Source organism: Terrisporobacter hibernicus, from assembly GCF_020809405.1.
GTDB classification, from domain to species: domain Bacteria; phylum Bacillota; class Clostridia; order Peptostreptococcales; family Peptostreptococcaceae; genus Terrisporobacter; species Terrisporobacter petrolearius.
Genome location: NZ_CP081135.1, coordinates 3926745 through 3952375, shown reverse-complemented (window position 1 = coordinate 3952375; position 25631 = coordinate 3926745). Strand labels below are relative to the sequence as shown.

Here is a 25631-nt window from a genome sequence, read left to right as displayed (position 1 = left end):
TATGAGTATAAATGAATATGATTATATATAAATGAGGTGACAAAGTGGAATTAATACAAATGTTAAAAGCTCTGGGTGATGATACCAGGCTGAGAATAATTAATATTCTAAGTCATGGTGACTTATGTGTTTGTGAAATAGAAGTAGTTTTAGGAATTTCCCAATCAAATGCGTCTAGGCATTTGAACAAATTGATGAATGCCAAGTTAGTTACTTATTATAAAGAAGCAAAATATGTTTATTACAAAATAAATGAAGAAACAATTAATAAGCACAACTTCCTAAAAGAGATTATTGAAAAAGAATTATGCAATATAGACAATTTAAATAATGACTATGAAAATCTTAAAAAATTTAAAAATGATGGAATGTGCTGTGAATCCATAGAGAAATATAAAAATAATAAGACAACACAAGATAAGGAGAATAGTCAATGAAAATAGGAGTTATATCAGATATACACAGTAATATTTACGCCCTGGATGCAGTATTAGAAGACATAGAAAAAAGAAATGTTGATTTGATTGTGTGTACAGGAGATTTAGTAGGTTATGCCACTAGACCAAACGAAGTTATAAATACCATAAGAAAAAATAAAGTTTTAACAATAATGGGTAACTATGATGACGCCATAGGAAATTATAGACTTGTTTGTGGATGTGATTACCCAGATCCTAAAGACGCACAAAAGGCCAGTGCATCTATGAGTTTTACTTTACAAGAAACTAGTGATGAAAACAAAGCTTATTTGAGAAACTTACCAAAGGAATTAGTGCTTACTTTTAACAACAAGACTATAAGATTTGTTCATGGCAGCACTAGGCTAATTAATGAATATTTAAAAGAAAACTCCAAAGAAGCAGAGGAAGTAATGGGTGAAGTAAAAGAAGATATTTTAGTTTGTGGTCACACTCATATTCCTTATTTTAAGCAATATGGATCAAAACTACTAATAAACGCAGGAAGTGTGGGAAAGCCTAAAACTAATAAACCTGATGCCAATTATGTAATAATAGATATTCAAAATGATGATGAAATAAATAAAACACCTTCTACAATTAATGTTGAAATAGTAGAAGTAAGTTATGATTATGAAACAATAGCTAAAGAAATTGAAGAAAATGAAATATTACCAAATAGCTTTGCAGATCTTTTAAGAAAAGGCAGTGGAAAATAAAGTTCTTATTTAATTATGAAATTTAATACAGGAGGTATATATAAAATGAATGATTTTAATAAAGGTGATATTAGAAATACTGTAAGAGACAGCTATAAAAAAATAGTAACTAAAGAGTCAAAACTTGGATGTTGCGGAGAAGACATTTCAAAGAGTATTGGATATTCAGAGGAAGAGTTAGATGTTGTTCCAGAAAATTCTAATCTAGGCCTTGGTTGTGGAAATCCTCACCTTATAGCAAATATAAAAGAAGGGGAAACTGTACTAGACTTAGGTAGTGGAGCAGGATTTGATTGTTTTCTTTCATCAAAAAAGGTAGGGAAAAATGGATATGTTATTGGTGTTGACATGACACCAGAAATGTTAACACAAGCAAGAAAAAATGCAATAGATAATAATTATGCTAATGTGGATTTTAGACTGGGTGAAATAGAAAATTTACCTGTTGCTGACAACACTGTAGATATAATTATATCAAACTGTGTAATAAATTTATCTCCAAATAAACAAAGAGTATACGATGAAGCTTATCGTGTATTAAAATCTGGTGGAAGGGTGTCTATATCAGATATAGTGCTTATGAAAGAGCTAACTTGTGAAATGAAACAAGATGAAAAGCTGTATTGTGGCTGAGTTACAGGTGCTTCTTCAGTTGAAGAATTGGAAAATTATTTAGAAAAATCAGGATTTAAAAATATAAACATAGATGTAAAACCTGTGTCTAAAGAATATGAAGCTAAGTGGGGACATAACTTAAAGGTAGGGGAGTATATTATGTCAGCCTCTGTTAGAGCTACCAAGTAAATTATAATATTATATATTAACTAAGGATAAAGGAACTTACTTTGTTCTTAGTATAATTTTAAAATAACATATTCATATATTTGAATATGATTATGCAAATAAGGAGGAAAATTATGAGTAATAAAAATGTTAATGAAAACTATAAAGAAGGAGGACTTGGCTTATTTGAAAAATACCTAACAATTTGGGTAGCACTATGTATAGTAGTAGGAGTTCTAATTGGTGTATATTTACCACAAATTCCACAAACTTTAGATAAGTTTACTTATGCCCAAGTATCCATACCTGTAGCAATATTAATTTGGTTGATGATTTATCCTATGATGTTAAAAATAGATTTTTCGGCCATAAAAGATGCAGCAAAACAAAAGAAAGGCTTAATTGTAACTTGTGGAACTAACTGGTTAATAAAACCTTTTACCATGTATGCAATAGCTTATTTCTTTTTAATAATAGTTTTTAAAAATATAATTCCAGCTGATTTGGCTAAGGAATATTTGGCAGGAGCAGTACTACTTGGTGCAGCCCCTTGCACAGCAATGGTATTTGTGTGGAGCCATTTAACAAAAGGAAATCCTGCATATACGTTAGTTCAAGTAGCCGCTAATGATCTTATTTTATTAATAGCTTTTGCTCCAATTGTGGCATTTTTACTAGGTGTAACTAATGTAGCTGTTCCAATGGATACATTATTACTATCAGTTGTATTATTTGTAATAATACCATTTGTAGCAGGATATTTTTCTAGAACTATGATAATAAAGAAAAAAGGACTAGATTATTTTGAAAATGTATTTTTAGCCAAGTTTAATGGGATAACAGTAGTGGGATTATTGCTAACATTAGTGATATTATTTGCTTTCCAAGGACAAAAAATAATAGATAACCCAGTTCACATAGGATTAATTGCCATACCACTTACTATACAAACATTCTTTATATTCTTCTTAGCATATGGATGGTGTAAGGTATGGAAGTTACCGCATAATGTGGCAGCTCCAGCTGGTATGATTGGTGCTAGTAATTTCTTTGAATTGGCAGTTGCAGTGGCTATTAGTTTATTTGGACTTAACTCAGGAGCAGCACTGGCTACAGTTGTAGGTGTGTTAGTGGAAGTTCCTGTAATGCTTTGTCTTGTATGGATAGCTAATAAAACTAGAAAGCATTTTTCTTAATAAAAATTCATGGAAATTATGAAAAGGTGAGTATCTAATTAAGGATACCCACCTTTCTTTATGTATTACTCATATGATGATTAAAACAAACCTTGGAGAAATAGTTAATTTATACTAAAAAAATATTATAAATCCTGTTTTAATTACAATAAGAAATCTTAAGATAAGTTTATTTATATTTAATGTATAATAAAAGTGAGAAAATAATCTAAAATTTGGTAGTTTAAAAGCTGGGATATATATCTGGAGGTATTCTATGAAAAAATTTTTTTTCAATAGCTATAACTTTTTACTTTTAATTACAGGAGTTGTTTTTATTACAACTGTATTTCTTAATAATCCCCAAATTCAAGGAATTATAAATGTAAGTGCTTTAATAATTTTGCTTATTTATGCACTAGTATTAATGAAAGTTTATAAATAACTTATACTATATCTGGCCTTTAAATTACTAAAGAGGAGAAGTTTATGATAGAAAATAAGATTATCAAAATGGTATAAAATTTTCATAATATATATAGAATAATAATTTGAATATTTAGATTAACTATCATGTTGAAATTGCAAGATTAAAGGTTTATTATATAAGTAAAGGTTTATTATATAAGTAAAGGTTTGGTAAAGGAGTAAAAATATGGTAATTGGCTTAATGGGTTTATTTTTATTTGTAGTTTTTATAGCAACATTAGTTCAGACAAAAGGCTTAAATAGAAAGGATAACGTTAAAGAAAGATTAGCTTATGAAAATTCAATAAAAGATGAATTGGGGAAAATAGGGGAAGTAAAATTTGTGGATTTTATAGATAATGGATATTTAGCAATAATAGATGATTATATGAAATACAGTTTTTGTGATTACGAAAATAAAATTTATATAAAAGATATATTAAAAACAGAGATTGATTATGATTTACAAGGAATAGAAGAGATGAAAGCAAAAGATGAAAAAAGGTTTTCTTCATTTGGGCATACTCGCAATACTCCAGTTAAGTTAAGAGAAATAAAATTTGTCTTATATTTGAAAAAAATGGACAAAATAGTATTAACACTAAATCCACAGTATGTAAATCCTTACAAGATTAAAAAAGTGCAGTCAATGTTAGATAACATGAATGCAGCAAGTTAGAGTTTAATTGGCACACTCCCATTGCTATATATGGGGGTGTGCCAATTTTGTGTTTTAATTTTATTATTTCAAATAGATAACTATTATAAATAGAGGGAAAATTATGGATAAAATAATTAGGTGTAGCAAAAAAGAAATAGGAATGTCTCTAGATGAATATAAAAGGATAGTAAATAAATTAGAAGGTATGGTGCTATAAGGTGTTGAGTAAATCTTATAAATCATATGACTAAGAAATTGGATTGGGTAAATAAAAAGATAGAAGATTTTGTTTATTCATCTTGTAGAAATGTTGGAATGAATAGACATTGGTCTTATTGGACAACTAAGTTTGTAACTTTTTTCATAGCTATATAAATCAAAAAATTTAAGGTACAGCAATCTCCTATGTACATTGATTATTGTTAATAAACATAGGGGATTATTATATAAGAACATATAGGAGGAGATTGATGTCATTAATTATATTTTCAATATTTGGTATATTTCTGTTTGGTTCAAGTATTGAGAAATCAAAAAATAAAATGGAGTATTATCATAATATACTTTGGACAATTGGGTTTGTATTTTTGACTTTTTGCAATATAACTGATTATAGAGGTATTATTGGAAAGATTATTTTAATAGTTTTACTTATTCTTTTAATAATTACTAATATTTGTTCTAATTTAATAAAAAAGAAAATAAGTTGGGGGGATTTAATATTAAACTTATTCTTAATTATGTTATTGGTTTTCTTGATAATTGATAAATAGAAGTAAACTCATCATCTACTGACTCACATGGTAAAGTAAAAACTATAAAAGAATATGGAAAACAAACATCAAATAAGGTTTACTCTTATGACAAAAACGGGAATCAAACTATGGAAAAAGATAGTGTGACAAAGGTAACTGTAGAAAATACTTATGATGTAGACAACAGACTTTCTACTTCCATAACAAATAAAGAAAAAGAAGTCTTCAGTTTACCTTGTAGTCAGTTGTTGGAAGTTTATAAAAAGAACTGACTAGTTTTGAAAAGAATGATAAGTTTAAATTTTGTAGTTACCAAGGAAAATGTTATGGGTACTACAAGATACAGTACGGATGAATATAATTATTCTATTTATATTATGGAGGAGTATATGAAAAAAAGAAAGATTATTAGAGGAGCAGCTCTTGCTACACTTTCTATATTAATGTTTTTTGCATATAAATATTTTACGGAGTATAGCAAATATAAAGAAATAAATATTAAAAATATAGGAATTATAAAAGTTCCTAAAGATTGGTACTGCGACACAACAAAAGGTGGATTACTATATTTTACTGATAAAGCCATTGAAGAAGATGATTGCAAGATTTACCTAATTCAATATGAAGTTGCTTCAGATGATATAAATACTAAAGAAGATGTTGATAATGGATACTATTTAGAAAATCATGATTTAGGAAATTGGTTAAGGGTAAAAGATATCTTTATACCTCCTTATCCTGATAATGAATCATATATTTTTTCCAATAGTAGTTATTATGAACATTGTACATTAAAATTTAATGGTAAAAGTATTAATTCTTACCTTATAAATTTTGATAGTGGATCTTATAATACTACATTTTTAGTTTTAGACAAATCAATTAATAAAGAAGTTGTAGAGAAAATAGCTAAGTCATATGATATGACAAATTAACTGTATATTTTATTAGAGAAAGAGAGCTTATAATAGTTAAAATTATTATTTAAATAGTACTGGTCTTAAGTGATTTTGAGCGTGTTTTAAGAAATTATATCTATAAAAAGACTTAGACAAAATAGAACTTCACCAGTGGCTTATGATTATGTCCACTTTGGGTGATAAGAAGTATAGGGGATAGTAATTTCTTTAGTGGGAATTTCAGGTTCTTTTAAAATAGCAATACTTATGATTGTTAGTAGACCACAAATAACATTTACAGGATGTGATAGAGTACGTGCTGTAGCTTTGAATAAAAAATGCGGCTGCCCTTAAGAAACTAATAAGAATTGCTCAAAGGAGATAGATTTTTAATGAGGAAAATATACTACATAGATTACGCTCTATTGTTACTAATATTAATATTATCCATATTCATATTTAGAAAGCTATATATAAATTTTTCTTTTTATAAGATATTAATTTATATTATAGAATTACTAATGTTAATTTATATTAATAGAAAATTTAAGATTGTAACTGAATATAAACCTAGTCAAAAAGGTCCTTTAAAAGAAACTTTAGCAGGTTTGTATTTAATTATAGTTAAAATAATACTAATATTCATTTTAGTAGGGACGAGTATTACTAATATAGTAGAATTTACTTTAATCGAAATCTTTTTATTTCCTGGATATGGAGTGTATGTTTTATTTTACTCCTATTTATATGGGAATAAAATAGTTACAGTATCGGATGGAATAATTAATTTGGATGATGTTGAAAAAATTCATTTTAATAGTGGCTTACTTATTCAAACGTTAGATTTGGAATTAAAAGATAGTAGCAAAAAACAAATAGGAATGTCTCTAGATGAATATAAAAGGATAGTAAATAAATTAGAAGATATGGTGCTATAAGGTGTTGAGTAAATCTTATAAATCATACGACTAATAAATTGGATTGGTTAAATAAAAAGGTAGAAGATTTTGTTTATTCATCTTGTAGAAATATTGAAATGAATAGATATTGGTCTTATTGGACGACTAAGTTTGTAACATCTTTCATAGCAATATAAATAAAAGGTTTAAAGGTAAGCGTCAAAGATTTTTAAATTTAGAAAAGTTGTTAATGTTCGTTAGATTATTAGAAAGTTTTCGATCAAATATTACAACTAGATTATACAAGGGGGATATTTATGGAGTGGGTTTTATCAATGAGTATAACGCAAATAATTGTAGGAGCAGTACTGATTTTCATATATAAAATATCAAAAAACAACAATTCAATAAACATGATAAAAATTATAGGGTATATAAACATATTTTTAGGTGGAATAACTTTAATAATTCAAAAACTTAATGATAAGTTAAGTATTGTAACAATGCTAATATTTTCTATTAGTATAATAATTACATTTATTTGTATAAGCGTAATATTGCTAAAAACGATAAATGATTGGTATAAAAAAAAATAAAAAAATATTATTTGTAGTTATCATATCTATTTTTATATTAATTCCTATGTCTAAGAAAATAATAACTCAAATCAATTTGGAATATAAAAAAACTCACAATAATATTAAAGTAGGACAGGAATTTTTAATATATAAAAAAGATAACTCTCAAGGGAATAAGAGAGTATACATGACAATTAGCAAAATTGTAAAAGATGAGCCTGATATTGTCATATATTTTGATTTAAGATATGAAGGAGACAAAGAAATACCTTTAGTAGGAGATAAGTTAAGTTTGAGTGATTTATGTGCTTTTAATACTACTTTATCTTCTAATATTACGAAAGATAGAGAAGATGATGAATTTAATATTGAAGAAGATATTGACTCAGACATGGTTTATACTGAGTATACAAAAAAGTTAGATAAAGTTATAAAACCAGGTACTAAAATTAAGAACCTAACACAATTCATATTAGGAATATATAAAGATGACGATGATATTCCAATTAAAGATACTGATATTGTAATAGAAAGTGGCATAAAGACAAACCAGAAAATTCAAAGGTATGTATTATTAGAATAAACAAATTTATTTTATCTTAAATAGTTATTAAATTCAAAATTTTTTTAGACAAGATGTTTACCAAAGTTGAATTATATAAGATAAAAGGGAGGTTATATTCTAAAATGAAGAAACTATTATATATTGATAAAATACTATCATATATATTATGTATCATAGTCATTGTGTATATAAAAAATTTATATATAAATACTTCTATAATGGCATGCATTAAATACTTAATATATATCTTAATAATATTAGTGATTAGTAAAAGAATTAAAATAATGCTAAAATATAAGCCTTTAAAATTACCTAAAAGAGTATGGGTAGGTGTAATATACTTAATTATTTTAAAAAATATATTAATCTTAATAATGATATTTAACAGTTTTAATAAATTTATATATGACATTATTGATATCTATTTATTATTATCAATAATAATTTTATTGTTAAGTATACTAACCTATTCTTATATAAGTGAAAATTTAATTATAAGTATGTGGAATGGAAAGTTTAAGATAAGTAGCATAGAATCCTATTATGTGGATAAAGGTTATTTTGGACAAAAATTATGTATTAAACTTTATGATAGAAGTCAGAAAAATATTAGTATTTCTACAGAGGAATATAATAGATTTAAAAATGAGTTTTAAAACGATATTCAATAATGATACTGATATTATAAACCTAAAAATACTTGGGAATTTTTTAATAGAGGTGGAAATAAGGCAAGGCAAAACTTTGTAGTTACCAAAGAAAAAGTTATGGATACTACAACATATAACAAAGATGGATTTAAGCATTATACTTTAAAGGGGAGATATTATGAAGAAAAAAAGAATTATTATTTCTATAGTAATAATAATTGTATCTGCAATTTCAATTCTTTTATATCAATATATTAATAAATACAAAGACTATAAAGAAATAAAGTTAAAAAATGTGGGGGCTATAAAAGTTCCAAAAGAGTGGAAATGTTTTAAAACAGAAAAAGGATTATTATATTTTGCTGATAAGCCTATAAAAGAAAAAGGAAGTAATGTTTATTTGATTCAGTATGAATTAATTTCAAATGATGCTTTATATGAAAATGAGGAAGATTTTGATGAAAATGAAGGGGATGATAAGGGGTATTATTTTGAAAATTATGACTTAGGAAATGATATAAGTGTAAAAAACGTATTTATACCTCCTTTCAAATATCCTGAAACAGAATCCTGTACATTTTCTAATAGCGCAACTTATAGTACTTGCACCTTTGAATTAAATGGTAAGATTATTAATAATTACCTTATTTGTTTTGAGGGAGACGATTATAATTCTACATTCTTAGTTGCAAATAAATCAGTAGACAAAGAAACTATGGAAAAAATATCTAAATCATTTGATATGACAAAATGATCAGTAGATACTTGCTTAGGCAATGGGGGATGAGAATGAAAAAATTAATTAGATGTTCAAAACTTTATTACACCAATGACTCGAAAGTAGAGTCTATAGCATTTTGGGTTTTATGGTCAGTAGGTATAATTTCCACATTTAAAAGTGGATACTATATGGATATTTTAAGATATAGTACTTGCACATTTGTAATAGCATTAGCATTATGGGCTTATCTTATTAAAGGTAAAAAAGCAAAAATTGAAATAGAAGAGAGCAAATTGTTAAATGACTATAATGAAAATGAAGAGAGAGCTGATAAAAAATATTGTGATAAATACATAAAGTTAATAGGCACAGTATCACATATTGAATTTGATGAGTATAAAGACATATTTATAGAAATGGCAAGTGATGACAAATATTGTGTAGGAGCATCAGCAATACTTGCTAATAAAAAATGTATTAAATATGTAGAAAGCATACATGTAGGGGATAAAATGATTTTTTATGGGAATTTTCTAAGAGATGATAGTAGATTATGTTTAGATGTGAAATATTTAAAATTAGAGAATGGGGGAGCTTAAAAATGTGGCTTTTTATAGCCTGTATATTATGTTCTATAATTATTACTTATTTGGGAAATTATTTAGCATCCTTTATATTATCAAAGCTGAACAATACAAGTAAATTTAAAAGCGTGTTAGTAAATATCATTGTTTCAGGAACATTGCTATATATTGCATTTAGAATAATATTGTTTTATACAGAATAAAAAGGTGCGTATCTAATTAAAAAGATACACACCTTTTCTTTACTTATTGGTCATATTAGTAATATAGTGAGATAGATCGCTTAATCTGTCAGAGTTTGAAGTTTACCTTCAATTCTAACTAACAAATAGAGAAAAATTGCTATGGGAAAACCAAGGTTAGCCATGAGAGATTGTTAATCAGCATTTAAATCACCTGACTAGACTCTAGAAAAGCTATTACCTAAAGTATTTTTAAAAGTCATTAAAAGTTTCTTTTCATTTATTCTGAGAAAATCCCTACCCAATTAAGGGCAAACACCAAGTGATGAAATTTTCTAATAATAACTCCTCTTTGTTAATCTGTGGAAGAGAAGGTGTGGGAAAAACTCATTTGGGTATAACAGCCATGTTAAAGCTTATAAGAATATTACGTCAGATATGTGGAGGTGTAAGTATATATACCATTGCACAAAACTTTGCGTATACGTGAAAGAAACAGAAATATAGCCAAGGAGTTTAATGGAGTAAATTGAGAAAGTCATAAGAAATGTTATATTTTCTTATGACTTTCTTATGCTCAGTTGAGAAATTTAGTTCAAAATAAATAAATAAAGTGGTGTGCAGTAGATTTTGATACATAACTTTATTTAACAAGATATTTAAATTGTTATGATTATCTAGAATGGTATTTCATCGTCATCATCTGCGTCTTTACATGCATCACTATAAAAATCACCATAAACTTTATCTTCAGACATACCAAAATTATCACTATTTACTCTATAAGTTTGGTCTCCATTTTTTAATTCAGGCTTTTCTTTTGACATTTTATCCCTCTCCTTTTTAATTATTTATTAATTATAATAAATATATACAACAGTATATTAGGAACAACCTCTTTTATAACTAATAAAATTAACTAATAAAGGAAATTATACACTCCAAGTAAAAGGGATTTTATATATTCTAATGGAATTTGCTGATATAATATTAATATTAGTGCTTATAAAATATGACAAAACAATAAAGAGGGGGCGAAGAACATAAAAACCTTAAATAAAGTACTTATTGGTGTGGGTGGTGTATTAGTAGCACTTGCAGTTTTTGTAGTAGGTTATATAGTTTATATGCAAATTAACTACTATAGAATAGAAGACGATCAGTCACTGGAAATCACCAACAATAAAAAAGAAACCTTAAAAAAAGGTGAAGATTACTCAGCGGTTACATACAACATTGGCTTTGGAGCTTATGACCAGGATTATTCCTTCTTTATGGATACTGGAGAAATGGAAGATGGGACTGCCCTTGTGGGAGAACATTCAAGAGCAGTAAGCAAAGAAAATGCTCTAAAAAATACTAATGGATCCATAGAAACAGTAAAAAAACTTTCACCTGATTTTGCATTGCTACAAGAAGTAGATGTGAATGCGACTCGTAGTTATAATATAAATCAAAAGGAAAGTTTCAAGGAAAAACTTCCAAATTACTCAAGCATATTTGCACTGAATTTTCATGCACCATATATGTTATATCCTTTAAATGAACCCCATGGAAGTGTGGAGGCAGGAGTGCTTACCATGTCAAAATACAAGGCCACATCAGCAACAAGAAAAAGCTATCCAGTAGATGAAAGCTTTTTTACTAAATTCTTCGACTTGGATCGTTGTTTTACAATATCACGTTATCCAGTGGAAAATAATAAGGAACTAGTTCTTATAAATAATCACATGTCTGCTTATGATAAAGGTGGTACTATAAGAGTACGCCAGTTAAAATTGCTTAACAAAATCATGGAAGAAGAATATAAAAAAGGAAATTATGTAATTGTTGGTGGAGATTTTAATCACGCTTTAGGAGGAACTGTAGATGCATTTGAAAGTAAGCAGAAAATTCCTGAGTGGGTATTTGAGCTAAATGACAAGGATATTGTGAAAGGAATGAGTGTTGTAAAAGCTTTAAACAATACAGAAGTTCCAACTTGTAGAAGCTGTGATATCCCCTATAAAAAAGGTGTTAACTATACTTCAGTTTTAGATGGGTTTATTGTATCGGACAATGTTGAAGCTAGAGCAGAAAATATAGATGAAGACTTTATATATAGTGATCACAATCCTGTTAAATTAACATTTAAACTAAAATAGAAATAATACTTGCAATACAAGGATTGCTGATATATTATATAATTCAGCTATAGTTGGCAATGACTACATAATACAAACAGCGAGGACGTGAACATTTTATGGATAAGAAACTATTAAGTAAAGTCATAGAAAGAAAAAGAAAATCACTATCAACATTTATAATAGAACAAATGGGCATAGCAGGATTTATTGGAGGGTTTGTAGGTCTTCTGGTAGGTGAGCTATATACAATTGTATCAGATAATTTAGTTTGGCAAATAGCAAATGTATTTTTATATGCATTTATAGGGATGGTTATTGGTTATTTTACTAGCAAAAGAAAAAAAGAAGATTTGCAAGTTGAATTAATGATACTTGAAAATTTTTATAAAAATCAAAGTAATTAATAAATAATTTTAGTATATTACAAATAATTTATAGTACGTTATAAAAACAACCACACCTTAGAATACCATGTATTGAAAACTCTAAGGTGTGGTTGTTTTTATGCAATATTTATAACAAAAACGCTAACATAGCCTGGACTAAACAAAATAGAAATACAGATGACTTCCTGGGAAAAAACAGTCAATATGCATCAAATGAAAATTGAAAAAGCAAACTTTATTAGAATACAAAGTAGAAAGTAGTAATACTTATAAATACTACCAAAACAATTTAAACAAAATGATATAATGATTGTTGGATAACAAAATTTGGCAAAATGGTAAATAGGGGGTATTATGAAATCAATTCTAAAAAAAAGTATCTTATGTATTTTAATGTTAGGTTTAGTAGGATGTAACTCAAATAGTTCAAGTGTTAATTTATCAGACTTAAAAACACCAGAAGAAGTGAACAAAGCATACGAAGAAAATAAAAATAAATTAGAAAATGAAGAAAAACTTCAGAATTTAAATATAAAATCTTTTGATAAAGTGGCCAAATATGCTAACAAATCAAAGGAAATAACTTCTCATCTAGAACAAACAGAAGATAAGTTGAAAACTATTGATAAACTAGTAGCCTTAGATGATTTAAATGCAAATACGTCAAAGGATATTAAGCAAGAAGCAATGAACTATTTAATTGATCAGTACAAAAACGAAAAGTTGACAGATGACTTGGAAGATAATTACTACTTGGCATCATACATAGCTTGCAAATTAGATTCTGACAATGGTGACATATATGATGTGGCTAAGGTTATGAAAGAGTACATAAAAGATACAACAATGTTATTAAATAATGAGTATGACCAAAACAACAAAGGAAGTTTGCTAAAGTCATTAAATGACAATAAGAAAAAATTAGATGAGAATATGAATGTAACAACAAAAATTTATATGGACAGTAAGGAAAAAAAGAAAAGTAATTAATGTATAAGTAAAATATCCAGCTTAAATTATTAGGCTGGATATTTGTTTGCTAAAATAAAACTATTTACGATAAAAAATATTATTTTTATTAAAAAAATACATTCAAAATACAAATTCCGACAAATTTAGAAAATAATATATGATATTATACTCTTCGGGTTAATAAAGTTGTACGGTTTTACATAGATAATTAATATAAAAATTTACAGCTTTATTTTTAAGTAATTTATTAAGAAAGGATGATGCATATGGAATCAACAGATTCAACCATGGTTTTTTGTACTCAGTGCGGTAAAGAAAATCAAGCAACAAGTTCGTTTTGTAACAATTGTGGAAAGCCTCTAAAAAGGGTAGAACTTAGCAAAAATAATTCAGAGGGAGGAAACTCTGGAGGCAGTTATAATAGGACTGATTATAGCGAAGAAGAAATGAACATATTTATTTCAAAAAATCAAATGTTCTATTTAGGAAAATTTGAGCAAATTAAAATGACTGGAGACAAAAAAACTTGGAACTGGTCAGCATTTTTGGCAGGTACTTATTGGCTGTTATATAGAAAAATGTACGTGCAAGGTTTATTATATTTTTTAGCAAGTTTACTATTATCATTTATTCCTATTATAGGATGGATATTAGATATATGCATTTGGATAGGTTTAGGTACTTTTGCCAATTCACTATACTTAGATCATGTAAATAAAAAATTCCAAGAAATTAATTGTGCAGATAGTAGTTATAGACAATCATTAATAAGCAAAAATGGTGGTACAAATATGGTGCTTCCACTAGTATTATTCTTAATACCAGCAATTTTAGCAGTTATATTAATATTCTTATCTGTAGTTATGTTTGGCTCAATGTTTGGGGCAATGTCTTATTACTATTAAAATTATATTATAAGGACATTGGATTTAAGGTTCAATGTCTTTTTTAGTTTATGTTTAAAAAATTAAAATATTTGAGAGGGCGGAAATTATGAGGTGCAATAAATGCAACACAGAAGTAAGTAACAATGAAAAATACTGCTATAAATGTGGTAATAAAATAGAAAATACAAATAGTATAAATTTACAAAAGGAAAATGGCAATCATAGTAACACAAATTCTAACAATACATACAAAAATGTTGAAGATACAACATTTGGCCATATAGGCACAGAAGTAACAAAAAACTCTAAAAAAGCAAAATCATTTCTTAAAAAAAATGGGGAAAAAGTTGTAAACAAAGTTATAAATCTAAACAAACTACAAAAAATTCTAATACTTTCAATTTCAGTACTATTTATTGCAGGGGTAACAGTTGTTTCAATACCACAAACTCAAGAAAAAGTAATTAATCAATTTGAGGAAGCAATAATAAATGACAATCCATCTAAACTAAAAAAAATAATGATTTCCAGTGACAAAAGATTAAATATATCACAAGACAGCTTAGGACTAATAATACAATACTACAAAGAAAATCCATCAAATTTAAATAATGATATTCAATACTTAAGAGAAATGTATCCAGTGGAAGGCAGTACAGATAACAATAGTCCATTTAATATAGTAAGTAAGAAGGTATTGTTTAAAGAAAAGTACTATATAGGTGTAAATCCTAGATATATACAATTAGAATCCACATATAAAGACGCAAAAATTGATTTATATAGTGGGAAAGATTTAATAGAGGAAGATCTAAAAGGTGGAGAAATAGGGCCATTTTTACCAGGAAAATATAAATTAGTTATATCATGTGACAATGAATTTGCAAAGACAAAAGCATCTAAAGAAATAGATCTTTTCTATGGAGAACTAACAAACTACATAGACATGGAAGGAACTATTAACAACAATAAAATAAATAGTGATGAAGCAGAGGCTATCATCTACGTAAACGACAAAAGTACAGGTAAAACAGCAAGAGAAATTAAAACAATATCAGGATTAAATGATGGTGATACTGTATATGGTATTTTAAAATATAAAGGAAAGAGCATAAAAAGTAATATGGTAGAAATTATTGGAAGTTCAGATATATACTTAACCTATGAATATACTAAGCCACCATCATCAGACGAAGTGAAAGACTCTGTATCCACATTGATTTATGATTATTTATACTACTTTGCAGATGCAGTAAATTACAATGATTTTTCATATATAGAAGACTATCTTAGTGTAGGTAGTGATTTATATAATGAGCAAAAAGGTAATGTACCTAAGTTCTATGAAAAAGGTGTAAGTGAAAGATATGTTAATCATGAGATAATTAATTTTGATTATAATGAGGATGAAGGAAAAGGTAGTATAACTGTAAAAGAAGTATATGAAATAACAAAAGATGATGAGCAAAAGGAAAAAGTATTTAAAAATAAATACGAATTTATATTTAATGACATAGATAAAACTTATAAGTTAACTAAATTAGAAACGATTGAAAAATAAGATATATTTAGTTAATTATTCCACAAAGTTTTGAGTTGGTAGTTTACCTAAAATTGTATATTTTTCTAAATTGTGTTAAAAATTAGAATTTTATGATGATTAAAATAAATATAAAATTAATGAAAAATATATATAAAAAAATATTAATACTATTGGAAAACATTTTCGAAGGTGATATAATTTGTTCGCGACAATAAAAGAAAGAAGGGCAAAACAATTATGTTAAAAGCAATTTTAGGGGCAATAGCAGTAATTTCAGCAGGGTTTTCAACAGTCTATGTAAATGACTTTAGAAAAAACAGAGATTCAGCTAATAATGGTATTTTTAAGAAAAGTTTAATCATAGGATTCGTAACAGATTTCCTAGATGCAATTGGGGTAGGATCATTTGCAACAACAACAGCAATTTTAAAATTTGACAAGAAGGTTAACGTACCTGATAAATTATTACCAGGAACATTAAACGTAGCTCATGCACTACCAATGGTAGCACAAGCACTTATGTCATTAACAGTAATAGAAATTGATATATTTACATTAGTATGTATGATAGTTGCAGCAGTAACAGGTTCTTGGATAGGAGCAGGTATAATTTCTAAGTTACCAGAAAAGAAAGTTCAGTTAACTATGGGAATAGCTTTACTTGGTACAGCAGGATTACTAATAGCAAAACAGTTAGGAGTAATGCCAGCAGGTGGAGATGCTATGGGACTTGAAGGAACTAAGTTAATAATAGGTGTTGTAGGTAACTTTGTACTTGGAGCATTAATGACTGCAGGTATAGGATTATATGCACCATGTATGGCAATGGTTGCACTTCTTGGAATGAATCCAAAGGCAGCATTTCCAATAATGATGGGATCATGTGCATTTGTTGGACCAATAGCTTGTACTAAGTTTGTTAAAGAAGGAGCTTACGTAAGAGAAGTATCTATGGGTATAACTATAGGTGGTATAGTAGGTTCAATACTTGCATTAAAATTTGTTACTAATCTTCCAGTATACTGGTTAAACTGGTTAGTAGTTGCAGTTGTACTTTACACAGCAGTTACTATGTTTAAATCAGCAGTTAAAAAAGATGATGAAAATAAACTTGAAAATCAAGCAAGTTAAATAGATGAAAATCCACTAACTAAAATTTAATTTTAGTTAGTGGATTTTTTATTTTAACTATAAGATGTAGTCTCTTATATAACCATAGTTTTCATAGTTATCAAAAATGGCAATTTCAGAATCAAATTTCACGTAAATAGGTGTATCAAGTAAAAAATCATTCTCATTTAACAATTCTTTATCTCCATAAAAAATAGCTTGAAGAGCAAAAGGTAGATGATATTTAAAAGCGCCGTATTTCATTGATGCAGCAAAATAATCAGAATCACCAACATAAGCATAAAAAATCAATATATAAGAGTTATAACCGTATCTTTTATATTTTCCCAGAAGTTCATCTCTCATTTCTTCATTTATGGCAGAATAATTGTACTCAGGGCCAATATCTAAAAAAAGCATTCCTGTAGTATCTGAATGAGTAAGGGTGTATTTTCTCCCTTCAATTGGGCCCAAGGGTGTCATAGGTGGTATGAATGTGGTTTCCAGTTTATTTGGGTCAAATTCCATATAATCACCAACTTTCAAAAATTAATATTACTTTATCATATAAGGAAAATAAGACAAAGGTTACAGGTATTATATTTCTTCTTCAAGTATACAATCCAAAAGCTTAACCTTAAAATAAGAAAAAATATATAATATAAGTATAAATATTAAATATTTTTAGATAAATACACAGTTGCTTGGTTAAATAAAAAAGGGGGAGTATAAAATGTCAGAAGTTCTTTTGGAAGTAAGTAGAGGACCATTGGTGGAAAACATCCATAGAGGTGACTTGGCAGTAGTAGGAAAAGATGGGAAACTTAAGTACTACAAAGGGGATCCTTGCAAAGTTGCATATTTACGTTCATCGCTAAAACCAGTTCAAGCTATAAATGTGTTTTTAAGTGGTGCCAATGAAAAATACAATTTTGAAGATGAAGAAATAGCACTTATGTGTGCATCCCACTATGGACAAGACATACACAAAAAAGTGATAGACAAAATACTTGAGAAAATAGGACTAACACAAGAAAACCTTCTTTGTAGAGGAGGATATTCTTTGAATGAAGATTACAAAACATTTCAAATAGCTAATCATATTCACTTAATTCCAGCCAACTCTGATTGTTCAGGAAAGCACAGTGGAATGCTTGCATCTTGCTTAGCAAAAGGATACGACATAGAAAATTATAATTCAATAAATCACCCCATACAAAAAGATATAAAAAAACTTGTAGCTGATTTTTGTGAAATAGATGAAGATAAAATTTTAATAGGAGTAGATGGATGCGGCGTTCCTGTTCACGCCATGCCTCTTTACAATGCTGCCCTAGCTTTTGCCAAATTTACTAATACTGATGATTTTCAAATAGATGTGAAAAATGCTTGTGATAGAATTTTTAGGTCCATGAACAATGCACCAGAGATGATTGCTGGTACAGATGGATTTTGCACAGAATTAATAAAAAACACCAATGGAAAGCTTATAGGAAAGCTGGGCGCTGATGGTGTTTACTGTGTGGCGGTAAAGGGTGCAGATATGGGTATTGCCATAAAAATAGAAGATGGAAATTACACAAGGGCCGTGGCTCCTGTTGTTATGAGATGTTTGGAAGATCTTGGTGTGCTAACTTTGGAAGAAATTAAGGCTTTGGAAAGATTTAGAGGAGAAGATTTGAAAAATAGTCTGGGAAATACTATAGGTCAGGTGAAACCAGTTTTTCATTTGGATAAAGTGTAAAATTGCATGGGTATAGTCTGTGAAAGTAAATAAGTAAGATTTGTTTTGAAAACCAAGGGTGTATCAAAAAAGATACACCCTTGGTTTTTCCATAAAATAGGATTTCCATAAAGTTGGAATTATATAAATCTTTAGTATATAATTGGTATATATTTCTAAATTAAATAATCATATTGGGGGAAAAGAAAGTGAAAAAATTTAATAACAAAAAACTAATCATTTCTTATATAGGACTAATATTAATGTTTATCCTAATGGGAAATAGCAATAATAACCCTTCACCATATATGGAAAGGATATTTAAGCCAATAACTTTTGGCAACAGCACATTTTATTACTATGTAATTATAGTTATGGTTGTAATTTACTATTGTTTGAAAAGTATAAATAGTGAAAAAGAAAATTATTTTATAAATTCACCACTTTTTAGATTTATTGTAACAATAATACTAATGAATGTTTTTATTGGCTTAGGAGGGTACGGCGCTAAAATTTATAAAAGCTTTTCTCATAATTTAAACTCAATTTATATGAATAGGGATGAAACTTATGTTGAATTTGAATATGAAAAAAATAAACTAAGTCTTAATGGGAAAATATCAATACTTAATTGTAGTAATGAAGTTCAAGAATTTGGTATAAAAATTAAATCACCATCCTTAGTAAAAAAATTCATAAATAAAGATTATATTGTTTTGAAAAATAAGGTAAAAATCTATCCTAAGGAAAAAAGAAACCTACATATAAATGAAGACTTTGATTATAAACTTAAAAAAGGAGAAGATCTAGGCTATAGCAGTGAGGCCTTTGAATATATTATTTTTAATAATGACAATGAGGTTGTTTTTAAAGGTAGTATAAGTGACTATAGTATGGACGACTATAGTGTGGATGATATGGATTAATAATTTATCCAGTATTATTGATTGTTAATATAAAAATGAAGAAGTTATTAAAAAGACTATTTTGATATATGTTCTTTGCACATATACCAGAATAGTTTTTTCTTTTTGAAAAATTTTATTTAGCCAATGTTTAAAGTATATAGAAAAATGAACAACTAACGTATATATAGTAATAGGTAGTGAATAGTTTTATTCAAAACATCAAGCTAAAAAATTCAAATATTAAATTTAAAACTATTTTAGAAAGGTACTATTATAAAAATGAAAAAAATACTTAAGAATGTGTTGTTATGTATCTTATGTGTAAGTATAGGAATATTTATAGGAACTTACAGCAAAAGGTTAATTAAAAATAAGTTTAGTAAAGCAAACTCATCATCACAAAGTGTAGTAGCCCATTTTGTGCAAGCAACTTATAACAAGGACAAAAGCACAATGATAAAATGCCTAAGTCCAGATCTGAATAACGTGGACAAGTTGAAGAAATTTAAAGAAAAGGGAAGCAAAACAGCATCAGATATACTGGCTATATATGAACATCATCTTTACTACAAAAAAAATCCACCAAAAGAGCTTTCAGAAGATGATATGGATGCCCATAATTCATCTATGAAAAAAATAGAGAAAGGCGACCTTGTTGAAGCTTACGTAGATTTTACTCTAAACAATATGGACACTAAAGGAAAAGACATAAAAGAAGAATCCATAAGTGTAAAACCCTTAGTTGATGAGAAATATTATGAAGGAAAAAATCCAGACAAAGACTATTTAGATATGAAATTTTCCATAACTCTTAACAATAATGGTGACATATCAAAAGAAGACAAAAAAATAGTAATTCAAAGCAAAGAAGAAAAGTATTATATAGTTGATATGGACATTTAGTAATTTAAAGTGGGGGTAAGATGTGAAAGATAGAAGAAGATTAGAACAAAACAATAAATCAAATAAGGCGGGTCAAAGAAGAAGACGAAGACCTAAAAACATGAAAAGCAAGAAAAAAGTAAAAGAGAAGAAAAACATTATAGAAGCTCTAGGCAACAAAATAAAAAACAAAAACATACCATGGATCTTAGTAATAATAAGTCTGTCTATAGGCCTGGAAATAGGGATTTTTACTGATTTTAGCATAAAAAATTTAATTGAAGATATAAGTAAGTATAAAATATCCATCGTAAAAGAAGATGATCAGTCACAAGTACAAGAAACTATTAAAGAAACAAAGTCAGACAAAATTAATAAAGCAAAGAAATCAATCGTAAATTCCTGTGGAAAGGAGTTTAAAGACGTGATGTACAAGGGAGATGGTGATCACCCAACTAAAATAAAGGGAAAGTACTATATTTTTAAGATGGTTAAAATAAGCAATATGATGTTTTACGTTGATAAAAATACATATGAAGTTTTTGAGTACTCTGTTGATGGGTACTTTGGGAAGTATAGAAAAGAAAGGCATACTCCTTTTGAGAATGAAAATAAATAGACTATGTTATTATTTCAAAAGAATCAGATTTATCTGGTTCTTTTTTTATGCAAAGTTTATGAAGAATTAATAATTAAGAAAAATTACTGAGTAAAGAATCATTGACTTTATTGGATTACAGTTGTAAGATTTAATTAAAGATTACGAATGTAAGTTTTAAAAGGAGGTTAATCAATGAAACAAAATATTTCTGAATCAGAATTAGAAGTAATGAAAATATTATGGCAAAAACAAGAAGCAACCAGTGGTGAAATAATAGAAGAACTAAAAGACAAAAGTGATTGGAAACCAAAAACAATTCAAACACTTATTACAAGATTAGTATCAAAGGAAGTTGTACAAGTAGACAAAAGCAATAAAAAATCATATATCTATAGCACAACAGTTAGTGAAGATGAGTACAAAGATGATGCAAGTAAGTCATTTTTAGAAAAACTTTATAGTGGATCAATAAATAAAATGGTACTTAGCTTTGTAAAAAGTAAGAAATTATCAAAATCAGAAATAGAAGAGTTAAAAGACATGTTAAAAGACGAGTAAAAATTAAATGGTACTGATAAGTAAATTAAAATATTAAGAGGGGAAATAAAAGAGGAAGTGAATTATGGAAAATATTTGGGGATATATAGTTGGGGCTACTATATTTGGAAGTGCCACAGGTCTTATAATACTACTAATAAAAACCTTACTAAAAAATAAAATTAACAAAAGATATGCATACCTACTTTGGATTATATTAGTAATAAAACTAATAATTCCATTTGGACCAGAAAGCAATATAAGTTTGTTTAATAGCATACCAATAAATTCTAATATGGAAAACATACTGAGCAGTAATAGAGGTCAACTAGAAAATAATGATACTAAATTAGATGATGTAAATAGTAATTCAAATGCGTCGCAAACTAATGACTACATAGAGGCAGACAATAAGACTAATGAAGTAAATAGTACAAACTCAACTTCTCAAGATAATTACAGTAGTAATGAGGATTATGAAAATGTTGGACAAAATAGTCAAGTAATTAATAATACTGCCTCAAGACCAATAGTAGGTACAAATAAAGATAAACTTTCAACAATATTGTCATATGTGTGGTTATTTGGATTAATATTTGCAATAGTTGGTCACATGGCAATTTATATTTATTTTATAAAAGACTTAAAAAAATCTTCTATATTAAAATATGAAAGACTTGAAAAAATTTTAAAAAACTGTAAATCACAATTAAATATAAATAAAAATATTCAAGTAATAGTACATGATAAAATAAACTCACCATCCCTTGTGGGAATGTTTAAAGTCAACATTATTTTACCAAGACACTTAATAAATTTAAGTGAAGAAGAGTTAACTCACATATTTTTACATGAATTATGCCATTACAAAAATAAAGATAATTACATAGATAATTTACTTGGAGTGTTACAATGTGTACATTGGTTCAATCCACTTATTCACTACTATTTCAAAAAAATGAGAAATGACATGGAAATAGCCTGTGACGAAAGGGTACTAAGTGTTTTGAATGAAGATGAACATAATAAATACGGTATTACAATGCTTAACGTTTTAGAAAAAATTAATTTTAATTCTAAAGTGAGAGTAGGATTAAATATGGCTAATGATAAGAAAACTATGAGAGAAAGAGTAGAACTAATAAAAAATAGTAAGAATTTCTCTAATAAAAAAAAGATATTTACAGTAACAGGTATAATTTGTTTACTTGTAATGGGTGGCGTATTACTTACAAATGCAAAAATTATAAAAGTGGATGATGACTTAGATAAGGCCATATCAAATGTAATTTTAGAAAAATATGGATCAGAATATGAAAAAAAACATTCAGGAATATATTCAGGGGATGGAGAATTATCTGTAGAAGCTCATAAAATTTTAGGTAAATCTACTAAAAACAATAAAATAGAAATTTACTTAATAGCAACTTATGGAGATTATGAATTCCAAAATAATATATTTAATTTGGTAAAAGCTAGCTTAGAAATACCTTTAAAGATAACATTTACAACTGACTCTACAGAAGGAAGCAAATTAAAAGATAATAATAAATATTACTATGTAGATATGAAAATGGCAAGTGATGGAAGTTATTTGGAAAAATCCATAAAAGATATGTTTCCAAGAAAAGAAGCAAATAAAGCTTTGGATATTTTAAATGATACAAAGGAATCAGAAAAGTTATTAGAAGAAATAAACCAAGATGCAACCAAGTATGTTGAAGGTTTAGGCAGAAAATCGAAGGTAACTTATCATTATGTTCAAAAAGAAAATATAGATGAATCTGCATTGGATATAAAAGAAGTAGGCACATATCCTGATTATATTGGAACTAGAGAAGTTATAGAAAATAAAAAAAGATATATTTATAAAACCGATTATAGTAAAACAACTAAAATGTTAAATTTCACTAAAAAAAATGAAAATGGTCAGATACTAGAAGAAATTTCATACGAAATAAACAATAACAAAATGGAAAAAATAGACAGTGATAAATATATTTCTTACAGAGAATTCTCAGGAAACACTTTTATATATATAGATGAAGCTAAGACTACATTTACAGCAGAGGAAATAAAAATAGTAAACAATGAAGCTAAAATTTATGGAAGTGTAAAGAACGAAAGTGATAAAGATTTACACCTATCTATGAAAAATATAACCATAGGAGAAAATACAAAAAATGTAGATTTTGAAGTTACTATAGGTAGAGGAGAGAGTCAAAATAATATTTTGACTATTAAAGGAATATCAAAAATTAGTGATTTATATAATAAGCACACAGGAACCATATTAATAAAAAATATGAATAATACAGATGATGTAAAAAAAATAGATTTTTTAAATAAGTTTTAAATGAATTTTAAAATATAAACACAAGTCGCAAAAACTTCAATAATAAGTAATCCATCAACTTAATTGTTAGGTGGATTACTATTTTTATTTTCAGATTTAATTTCTTTATTTAAAAAATAAGATATTATAGTCCTGATTATAACTAAAGCAGCCAGAGTTAGTATATGATCAATAGTTGGATCCAGTATTGACTCAATAATATCTGCACCAATTAATATCTCAAGAGCAAATAATATATATGTGCCTAAAAAATTTTTCAGCATAGTAACTTTTTCAACAGCTACTTTTCTATCTTTAGTAGTTATTTCAGACATTACAAAGCTAATAAACTGTATAATAACGCCATAAATTATTACTATTACAGATAACCAATATAGAATAGTAACAAGTAAGTGCAATATATTTTTCAATTCCAAATTAATCAGTCCTTATAAATTGTTAGTTATTTATAGTATGAACTTATAAAATAACAATATTCAAGCCACTAAAACTAATGCTAATATAATAATTTTAAACAGAGACTAACTATAGGTACAACGTGCTCTATAAGTCAGAAACCTTTTTATAATATATGTAATATTTTGGAGTTATTAGATGGCACTTGTTCTAGTATAAATTTTTTAAATAATTGTATATTTTTATTATACTTAGGATTTTTCTTAGTAATCATATAAATATCCCAAGTAAATGATTTATCTTTGAAAGGAATATAATTAATCTTACATGATTTAGTATGAGCAAAATTAATACTTATACCAATGCCTTCATTCCTTTTAGCCAAATCATGAATTAGTATCATTTCATCTGTTTGAGTATATATAATTGGATCAAATTTGTTTTCTAAACATTTTATTATGTAGTTATGATGAATTTTAGATTTGTTACTATTTAGAATGGTTTTTTCATTTTTTAAATCTTTAAAGTCAATTTCTTTTTTATTGCATAGATGATGTTTTTTGTTAACAAGAGCATAAAGTTTTTCTGATTTTACGAAATTATAATCAAATTTATTATTATTAAAATAATGAATAGCAAAACCTAAATCAATTTCACCATTTAAGACTGCTTCTTCACAATCAAAGTCAGTATATTCTTTTAGGCTAAGCATTATATTAGGATAAAGATTGTTAAACTCCTCCATAATATTGCTTGGTAAAGCATTGAGAACTCCATAAGAAAGTCCAATTTTCAAGTAATCATTATCTTCTATTGCCATTTGTTTTATACCTTCAGTTAAAATATCGAACTGATAAACTATAGTTGTTGCTTTATTTTTTAAGTAATATCCATACTTTGTAAGCTCATTACCTGTAGTATTTCTATAAAAAAGTTCAACATTAATTTCTTTTTCTAAATTACTTATAGCTTTGCTTAATCCTTGCTGAGATATGTAGAGATTTTTAGCTGCTTTAGAAAAACTGCCATCCTTACAGATTTGTAAAAAGTATTTTAATGTTTTTATATCCATTTGGTTCAACCCCTTAATTTAATCAATTAAAATAT

At 27.1% G+C, this 25631-nt stretch carries 35 protein-coding genes; 30 read left to right on the top strand and 5 right to left on the bottom strand.

The genetic code is table 11. The features are described from left to right. The first annotated feature begins 44 nt into the window (after window positions 1-44). The 17 genes from JW646_RS19335 (at window position 45) to JW646_RS19265 (ending at window position 9930) form a co-directional block, all read left to right on the top strand. A complete protein-coding gene (locus JW646_RS19335; RefSeq protein WP_228416059.1) occupies window positions 45-437 on the top strand; it encodes an ArsR/SmtB family transcription factor in 393 nt (130 codons plus the stop codon). Next, the gene (locus tag JW646_RS19330) at window positions 434-1177 is read left to right on the top strand and encodes a metallophosphoesterase family protein (RefSeq protein WP_074916895.1); all 744 of its coding nucleotides are present in this window, start codon (window positions 434-436) and stop codon (window positions 1175-1177) included. The genes JW646_RS19335 and JW646_RS19330 overlap by 4 nt, the downstream gene beginning before the upstream one ends. Window positions 1178-1222: 45 nt before the next feature. Beyond that, window positions 1223-1981, top strand: a complete 759-nt coding sequence (gene arsM, locus JW646_RS19325) for an arsenite methyltransferase (RefSeq protein ID WP_228416058.1) — start codon at window positions 1223-1225, stop codon at window positions 1979-1981. 113 nt (window positions 1982-2094) lie between these two features. Beyond that, window positions 2095-3156 (top strand): ACR3 family arsenite efflux transporter, encoded by a 1062-nt coding sequence (gene arsB, locus JW646_RS19320; protein WP_228416057.1) that lies wholly within the window; start codon window positions 2095-2097, stop codon window positions 3154-3156. A 256-nt stretch (window positions 3157-3412) separates the two neighbouring features. Next, window positions 3413-3580, top strand: coding sequence for a hypothetical protein (locus tag JW646_RS19315; RefSeq protein ID WP_175487650.1), 168 nt, complete (start codon window positions 3413-3415; stop codon window positions 3578-3580). 210 nt (window positions 3581-3790) lie between these two features. Continuing rightward, window positions 3791-4282, top strand: a complete 492-nt coding sequence (locus tag JW646_RS19310; RefSeq protein ID WP_148556858.1) for a hypothetical protein — start codon at window positions 3791-3793, stop codon at window positions 4280-4282. A 225-nt stretch (window positions 4283-4507) separates the two neighbouring features. Continuing rightward, a complete protein-coding gene (locus JW646_RS20195) occupies window positions 4508-4639 on the top strand; it encodes a hypothetical protein (RefSeq protein ID WP_255701458.1) in 132 nt (43 codons plus the stop codon). A gap of 95 nt (window positions 4640-4734) precedes the next feature. After that, window positions 4735-5037, top strand: coding sequence for a hypothetical protein (locus tag JW646_RS19305; protein ID WP_228416056.1), 303 nt, complete (start codon window positions 4735-4737; stop codon window positions 5035-5037). Between the two features lie 110 nt (window positions 5038-5147). Next, entirely contained in the window at window positions 5148-5291 is a 144-nt protein-coding gene (locus JW646_RS19300) for a hypothetical protein (protein WP_175487645.1), read from the top strand. A gap of 117 nt (window positions 5292-5408) precedes the next feature. Further along, window positions 5409-5954, top strand: a complete 546-nt coding sequence (locus JW646_RS19295; protein WP_228416055.1) for a hypothetical protein — start codon at window positions 5409-5411, stop codon at window positions 5952-5954. 195 nt (window positions 5955-6149) lie between these two features. Further along, a complete protein-coding gene (locus JW646_RS20190; RefSeq protein WP_255701457.1) occupies window positions 6150-6272 on the top strand; it encodes a hypothetical protein in 123 nt (40 codons plus the stop codon). A gap of 38 nt (window positions 6273-6310) precedes the next feature. After that, the gene (locus JW646_RS19290; protein ID WP_228107632.1) at window positions 6311-6856 is read left to right on the top strand and encodes a hypothetical protein; all 546 of its coding nucleotides are present in this window, start codon (window positions 6311-6313) and stop codon (window positions 6854-6856) included. A gap of 278 nt (window positions 6857-7134) precedes the next feature. Continuing rightward, on the top strand, window positions 7135-7413 hold the full coding sequence (locus tag JW646_RS19285; protein ID WP_228416054.1) for a hypothetical protein: 279 nt from the start codon (window positions 7135-7137) through the stop codon (window positions 7411-7413). A 46-nt stretch (window positions 7414-7459) separates the two neighbouring features. Further along, window positions 7460-7978: a hypothetical protein gene (locus JW646_RS19280; RefSeq protein ID WP_228416052.1), complete on the top strand. Its 519-nt coding sequence runs from the start codon at window positions 7460-7462 to the stop codon at window positions 7976-7978. 104 nt (window positions 7979-8082) lie between these two features. Then, window positions 8083-8616 carry a hypothetical protein gene (locus tag JW646_RS19275; protein ID WP_228416051.1) on the top strand — a complete coding sequence of 178 codons (534 nt, stop codon included), beginning with the start codon at window positions 8083-8085 and terminating at the stop codon, window positions 8614-8616. Between the two features lie 172 nt (window positions 8617-8788). Then, window positions 8789-9364, top strand: coding sequence for a hypothetical protein (locus JW646_RS19270; protein WP_228416049.1), 576 nt, complete (start codon window positions 8789-8791; stop codon window positions 9362-9364). A 35-nt stretch (window positions 9365-9399) separates the two neighbouring features. Next, the gene (locus JW646_RS19265; RefSeq protein ID WP_228416047.1) at window positions 9400-9930 is read left to right on the top strand and encodes an OB-fold putative lipoprotein; all 531 of its coding nucleotides are present in this window, start codon (window positions 9400-9402) and stop codon (window positions 9928-9930) included. 268 nt (window positions 9931-10198) lie between these two features. Here JW646_RS19265 and JW646_RS20310 read toward each other — a convergent pair whose 3' ends face one another. Together JW646_RS20310 and JW646_RS19255 are read right to left on the bottom strand one after the other, a co-directional pair. Then, window positions 10199-10282 carry a YvrJ family protein gene (locus JW646_RS20310; protein WP_334302578.1) on the bottom strand — a complete coding sequence of 28 codons (84 nt, stop codon included), beginning with the start codon at window positions 10280-10282 and terminating at the stop codon, window positions 10199-10201. Between the two features lie 492 nt (window positions 10283-10774). Beyond that, window positions 10775-10924, bottom strand: a complete 150-nt coding sequence (locus JW646_RS19255) for a hypothetical protein (RefSeq protein WP_228416045.1) — start codon at window positions 10922-10924, stop codon at window positions 10775-10777. Window positions 10925-11170: 246 nt separating this feature from the next. On the opposite strand from JW646_RS19255, the gene JW646_RS19250 reads away from it, so the two are divergent. The 6 genes from JW646_RS19250 to JW646_RS19225 all read left to right on the top strand — a co-directional run bounded on the left by JW646_RS19250 (window position 11171) and on the right by JW646_RS19225 (window position 17142). Next, a complete protein-coding gene (locus JW646_RS19250) occupies window positions 11171-12241 on the top strand; it encodes an endonuclease/exonuclease/phosphatase family protein (RefSeq protein ID WP_228416044.1) in 1071 nt (356 codons plus the stop codon). 98 nt (window positions 12242-12339) lie between these two features. Beyond that, window positions 12340-12627 carry a hypothetical protein gene (locus tag JW646_RS19245; protein WP_074916844.1) on the top strand — a complete coding sequence of 96 codons (288 nt, stop codon included), beginning with the start codon at window positions 12340-12342 and terminating at the stop codon, window positions 12625-12627. Window positions 12628-12963: 336 nt separating this feature from the next. Beyond that, window positions 12964-13599, top strand: a complete 636-nt coding sequence (locus JW646_RS19240) for a hypothetical protein (RefSeq protein WP_228416043.1) — start codon at window positions 12964-12966, stop codon at window positions 13597-13599. Between the two features lie 248 nt (window positions 13600-13847). Further along, window positions 13848-14486 (top strand): zinc-ribbon domain-containing protein, encoded by a 639-nt coding sequence (locus JW646_RS19235; RefSeq protein ID WP_228416041.1) that lies wholly within the window; start codon window positions 13848-13850, stop codon window positions 14484-14486. A gap of 88 nt (window positions 14487-14574) precedes the next feature. Then, window positions 14575-16029, top strand: a complete 1455-nt coding sequence (locus tag JW646_RS19230) for a TcaA NTF2-like domain-containing protein (protein WP_228416039.1) — start codon at window positions 14575-14577, stop codon at window positions 16027-16029. A gap of 219 nt (window positions 16030-16248) precedes the next feature. Continuing rightward, the gene (locus JW646_RS19225; protein ID WP_074916836.1) at window positions 16249-17142 is read left to right on the top strand and encodes a sulfite exporter TauE/SafE family protein; all 894 of its coding nucleotides are present in this window, start codon (window positions 16249-16251) and stop codon (window positions 17140-17142) included. A 57-nt stretch (window positions 17143-17199) separates the two neighbouring features. Here JW646_RS19225 and JW646_RS19220 read toward each other — a convergent pair whose 3' ends face one another. Continuing rightward, on the bottom strand, window positions 17200-17604 hold the full coding sequence (locus JW646_RS19220) for a staygreen family protein (protein ID WP_255701570.1): 405 nt from the start codon (window positions 17602-17604) through the stop codon (window positions 17200-17202). Between the two features lie 11 nt (window positions 17605-17615). Between JW646_RS19220 and JW646_RS19215 the strand changes: the two genes are divergently transcribed. The 7 genes from JW646_RS19215 to JW646_RS19185 all read left to right on the top strand — a co-directional run bounded on the left by JW646_RS19215 (window position 17616) and on the right by JW646_RS19185 (window position 24128). Beyond that, a complete protein-coding gene (locus JW646_RS19215) occupies window positions 17616-17756 on the top strand; it encodes a hypothetical protein (protein ID WP_228417409.1) in 141 nt (46 codons plus the stop codon). 98 nt (window positions 17757-17854) lie between these two features. Then, a complete protein-coding gene (locus JW646_RS19210) occupies window positions 17855-18865 on the top strand; it encodes an asparaginase (protein ID WP_228416037.1) in 1011 nt (336 codons plus the stop codon). A gap of 188 nt (window positions 18866-19053) precedes the next feature. Beyond that, window positions 19054-19770, top strand: coding sequence for a hypothetical protein (locus tag JW646_RS19205; protein WP_228416036.1), 717 nt, complete (start codon window positions 19054-19056; stop codon window positions 19768-19770). Between the two features lie 261 nt (window positions 19771-20031). Beyond that, window positions 20032-20655: a hypothetical protein gene (locus JW646_RS19200; RefSeq protein ID WP_206923460.1), complete on the top strand. Its 624-nt coding sequence runs from the start codon at window positions 20032-20034 to the stop codon at window positions 20653-20655. Between the two features lie 22 nt (window positions 20656-20677). After that, window positions 20678-21253, top strand: coding sequence for a hypothetical protein (locus JW646_RS19195; protein WP_228416035.1), 576 nt, complete (start codon window positions 20678-20680; stop codon window positions 21251-21253). 174 nt (window positions 21254-21427) lie between these two features. Further along, window positions 21428-21793, top strand: a complete 366-nt coding sequence (locus JW646_RS19190; RefSeq protein ID WP_228107653.1) for a BlaI/MecI/CopY family transcriptional regulator — start codon at window positions 21428-21430, stop codon at window positions 21791-21793. Window positions 21794-21857: 64 nt separating this feature from the next. Further along, window positions 21858-24128, top strand: a complete 2271-nt coding sequence (locus tag JW646_RS19185; RefSeq protein ID WP_228416034.1) for a M56 family metallopeptidase — start codon at window positions 21858-21860, stop codon at window positions 24126-24128. A 59-nt stretch (window positions 24129-24187) separates the two neighbouring features. Here JW646_RS19185 and JW646_RS19180 read toward each other — a convergent pair whose 3' ends face one another. Next, a complete protein-coding gene (locus tag JW646_RS19180) occupies window positions 24188-24538 on the bottom strand; it encodes a DUF1622 domain-containing protein (RefSeq protein ID WP_331478045.1) in 351 nt (116 codons plus the stop codon). 152 nt (window positions 24539-24690) lie between these two features. Beyond that, window positions 24691-25596 carry a LysR family transcriptional regulator gene (locus JW646_RS19175; RefSeq protein WP_228416032.1) on the bottom strand — a complete coding sequence of 302 codons (906 nt, stop codon included), beginning with the start codon at window positions 25594-25596 and terminating at the stop codon, window positions 24691-24693. Window positions 25597-25631: the final 35 nt, after the last annotated feature.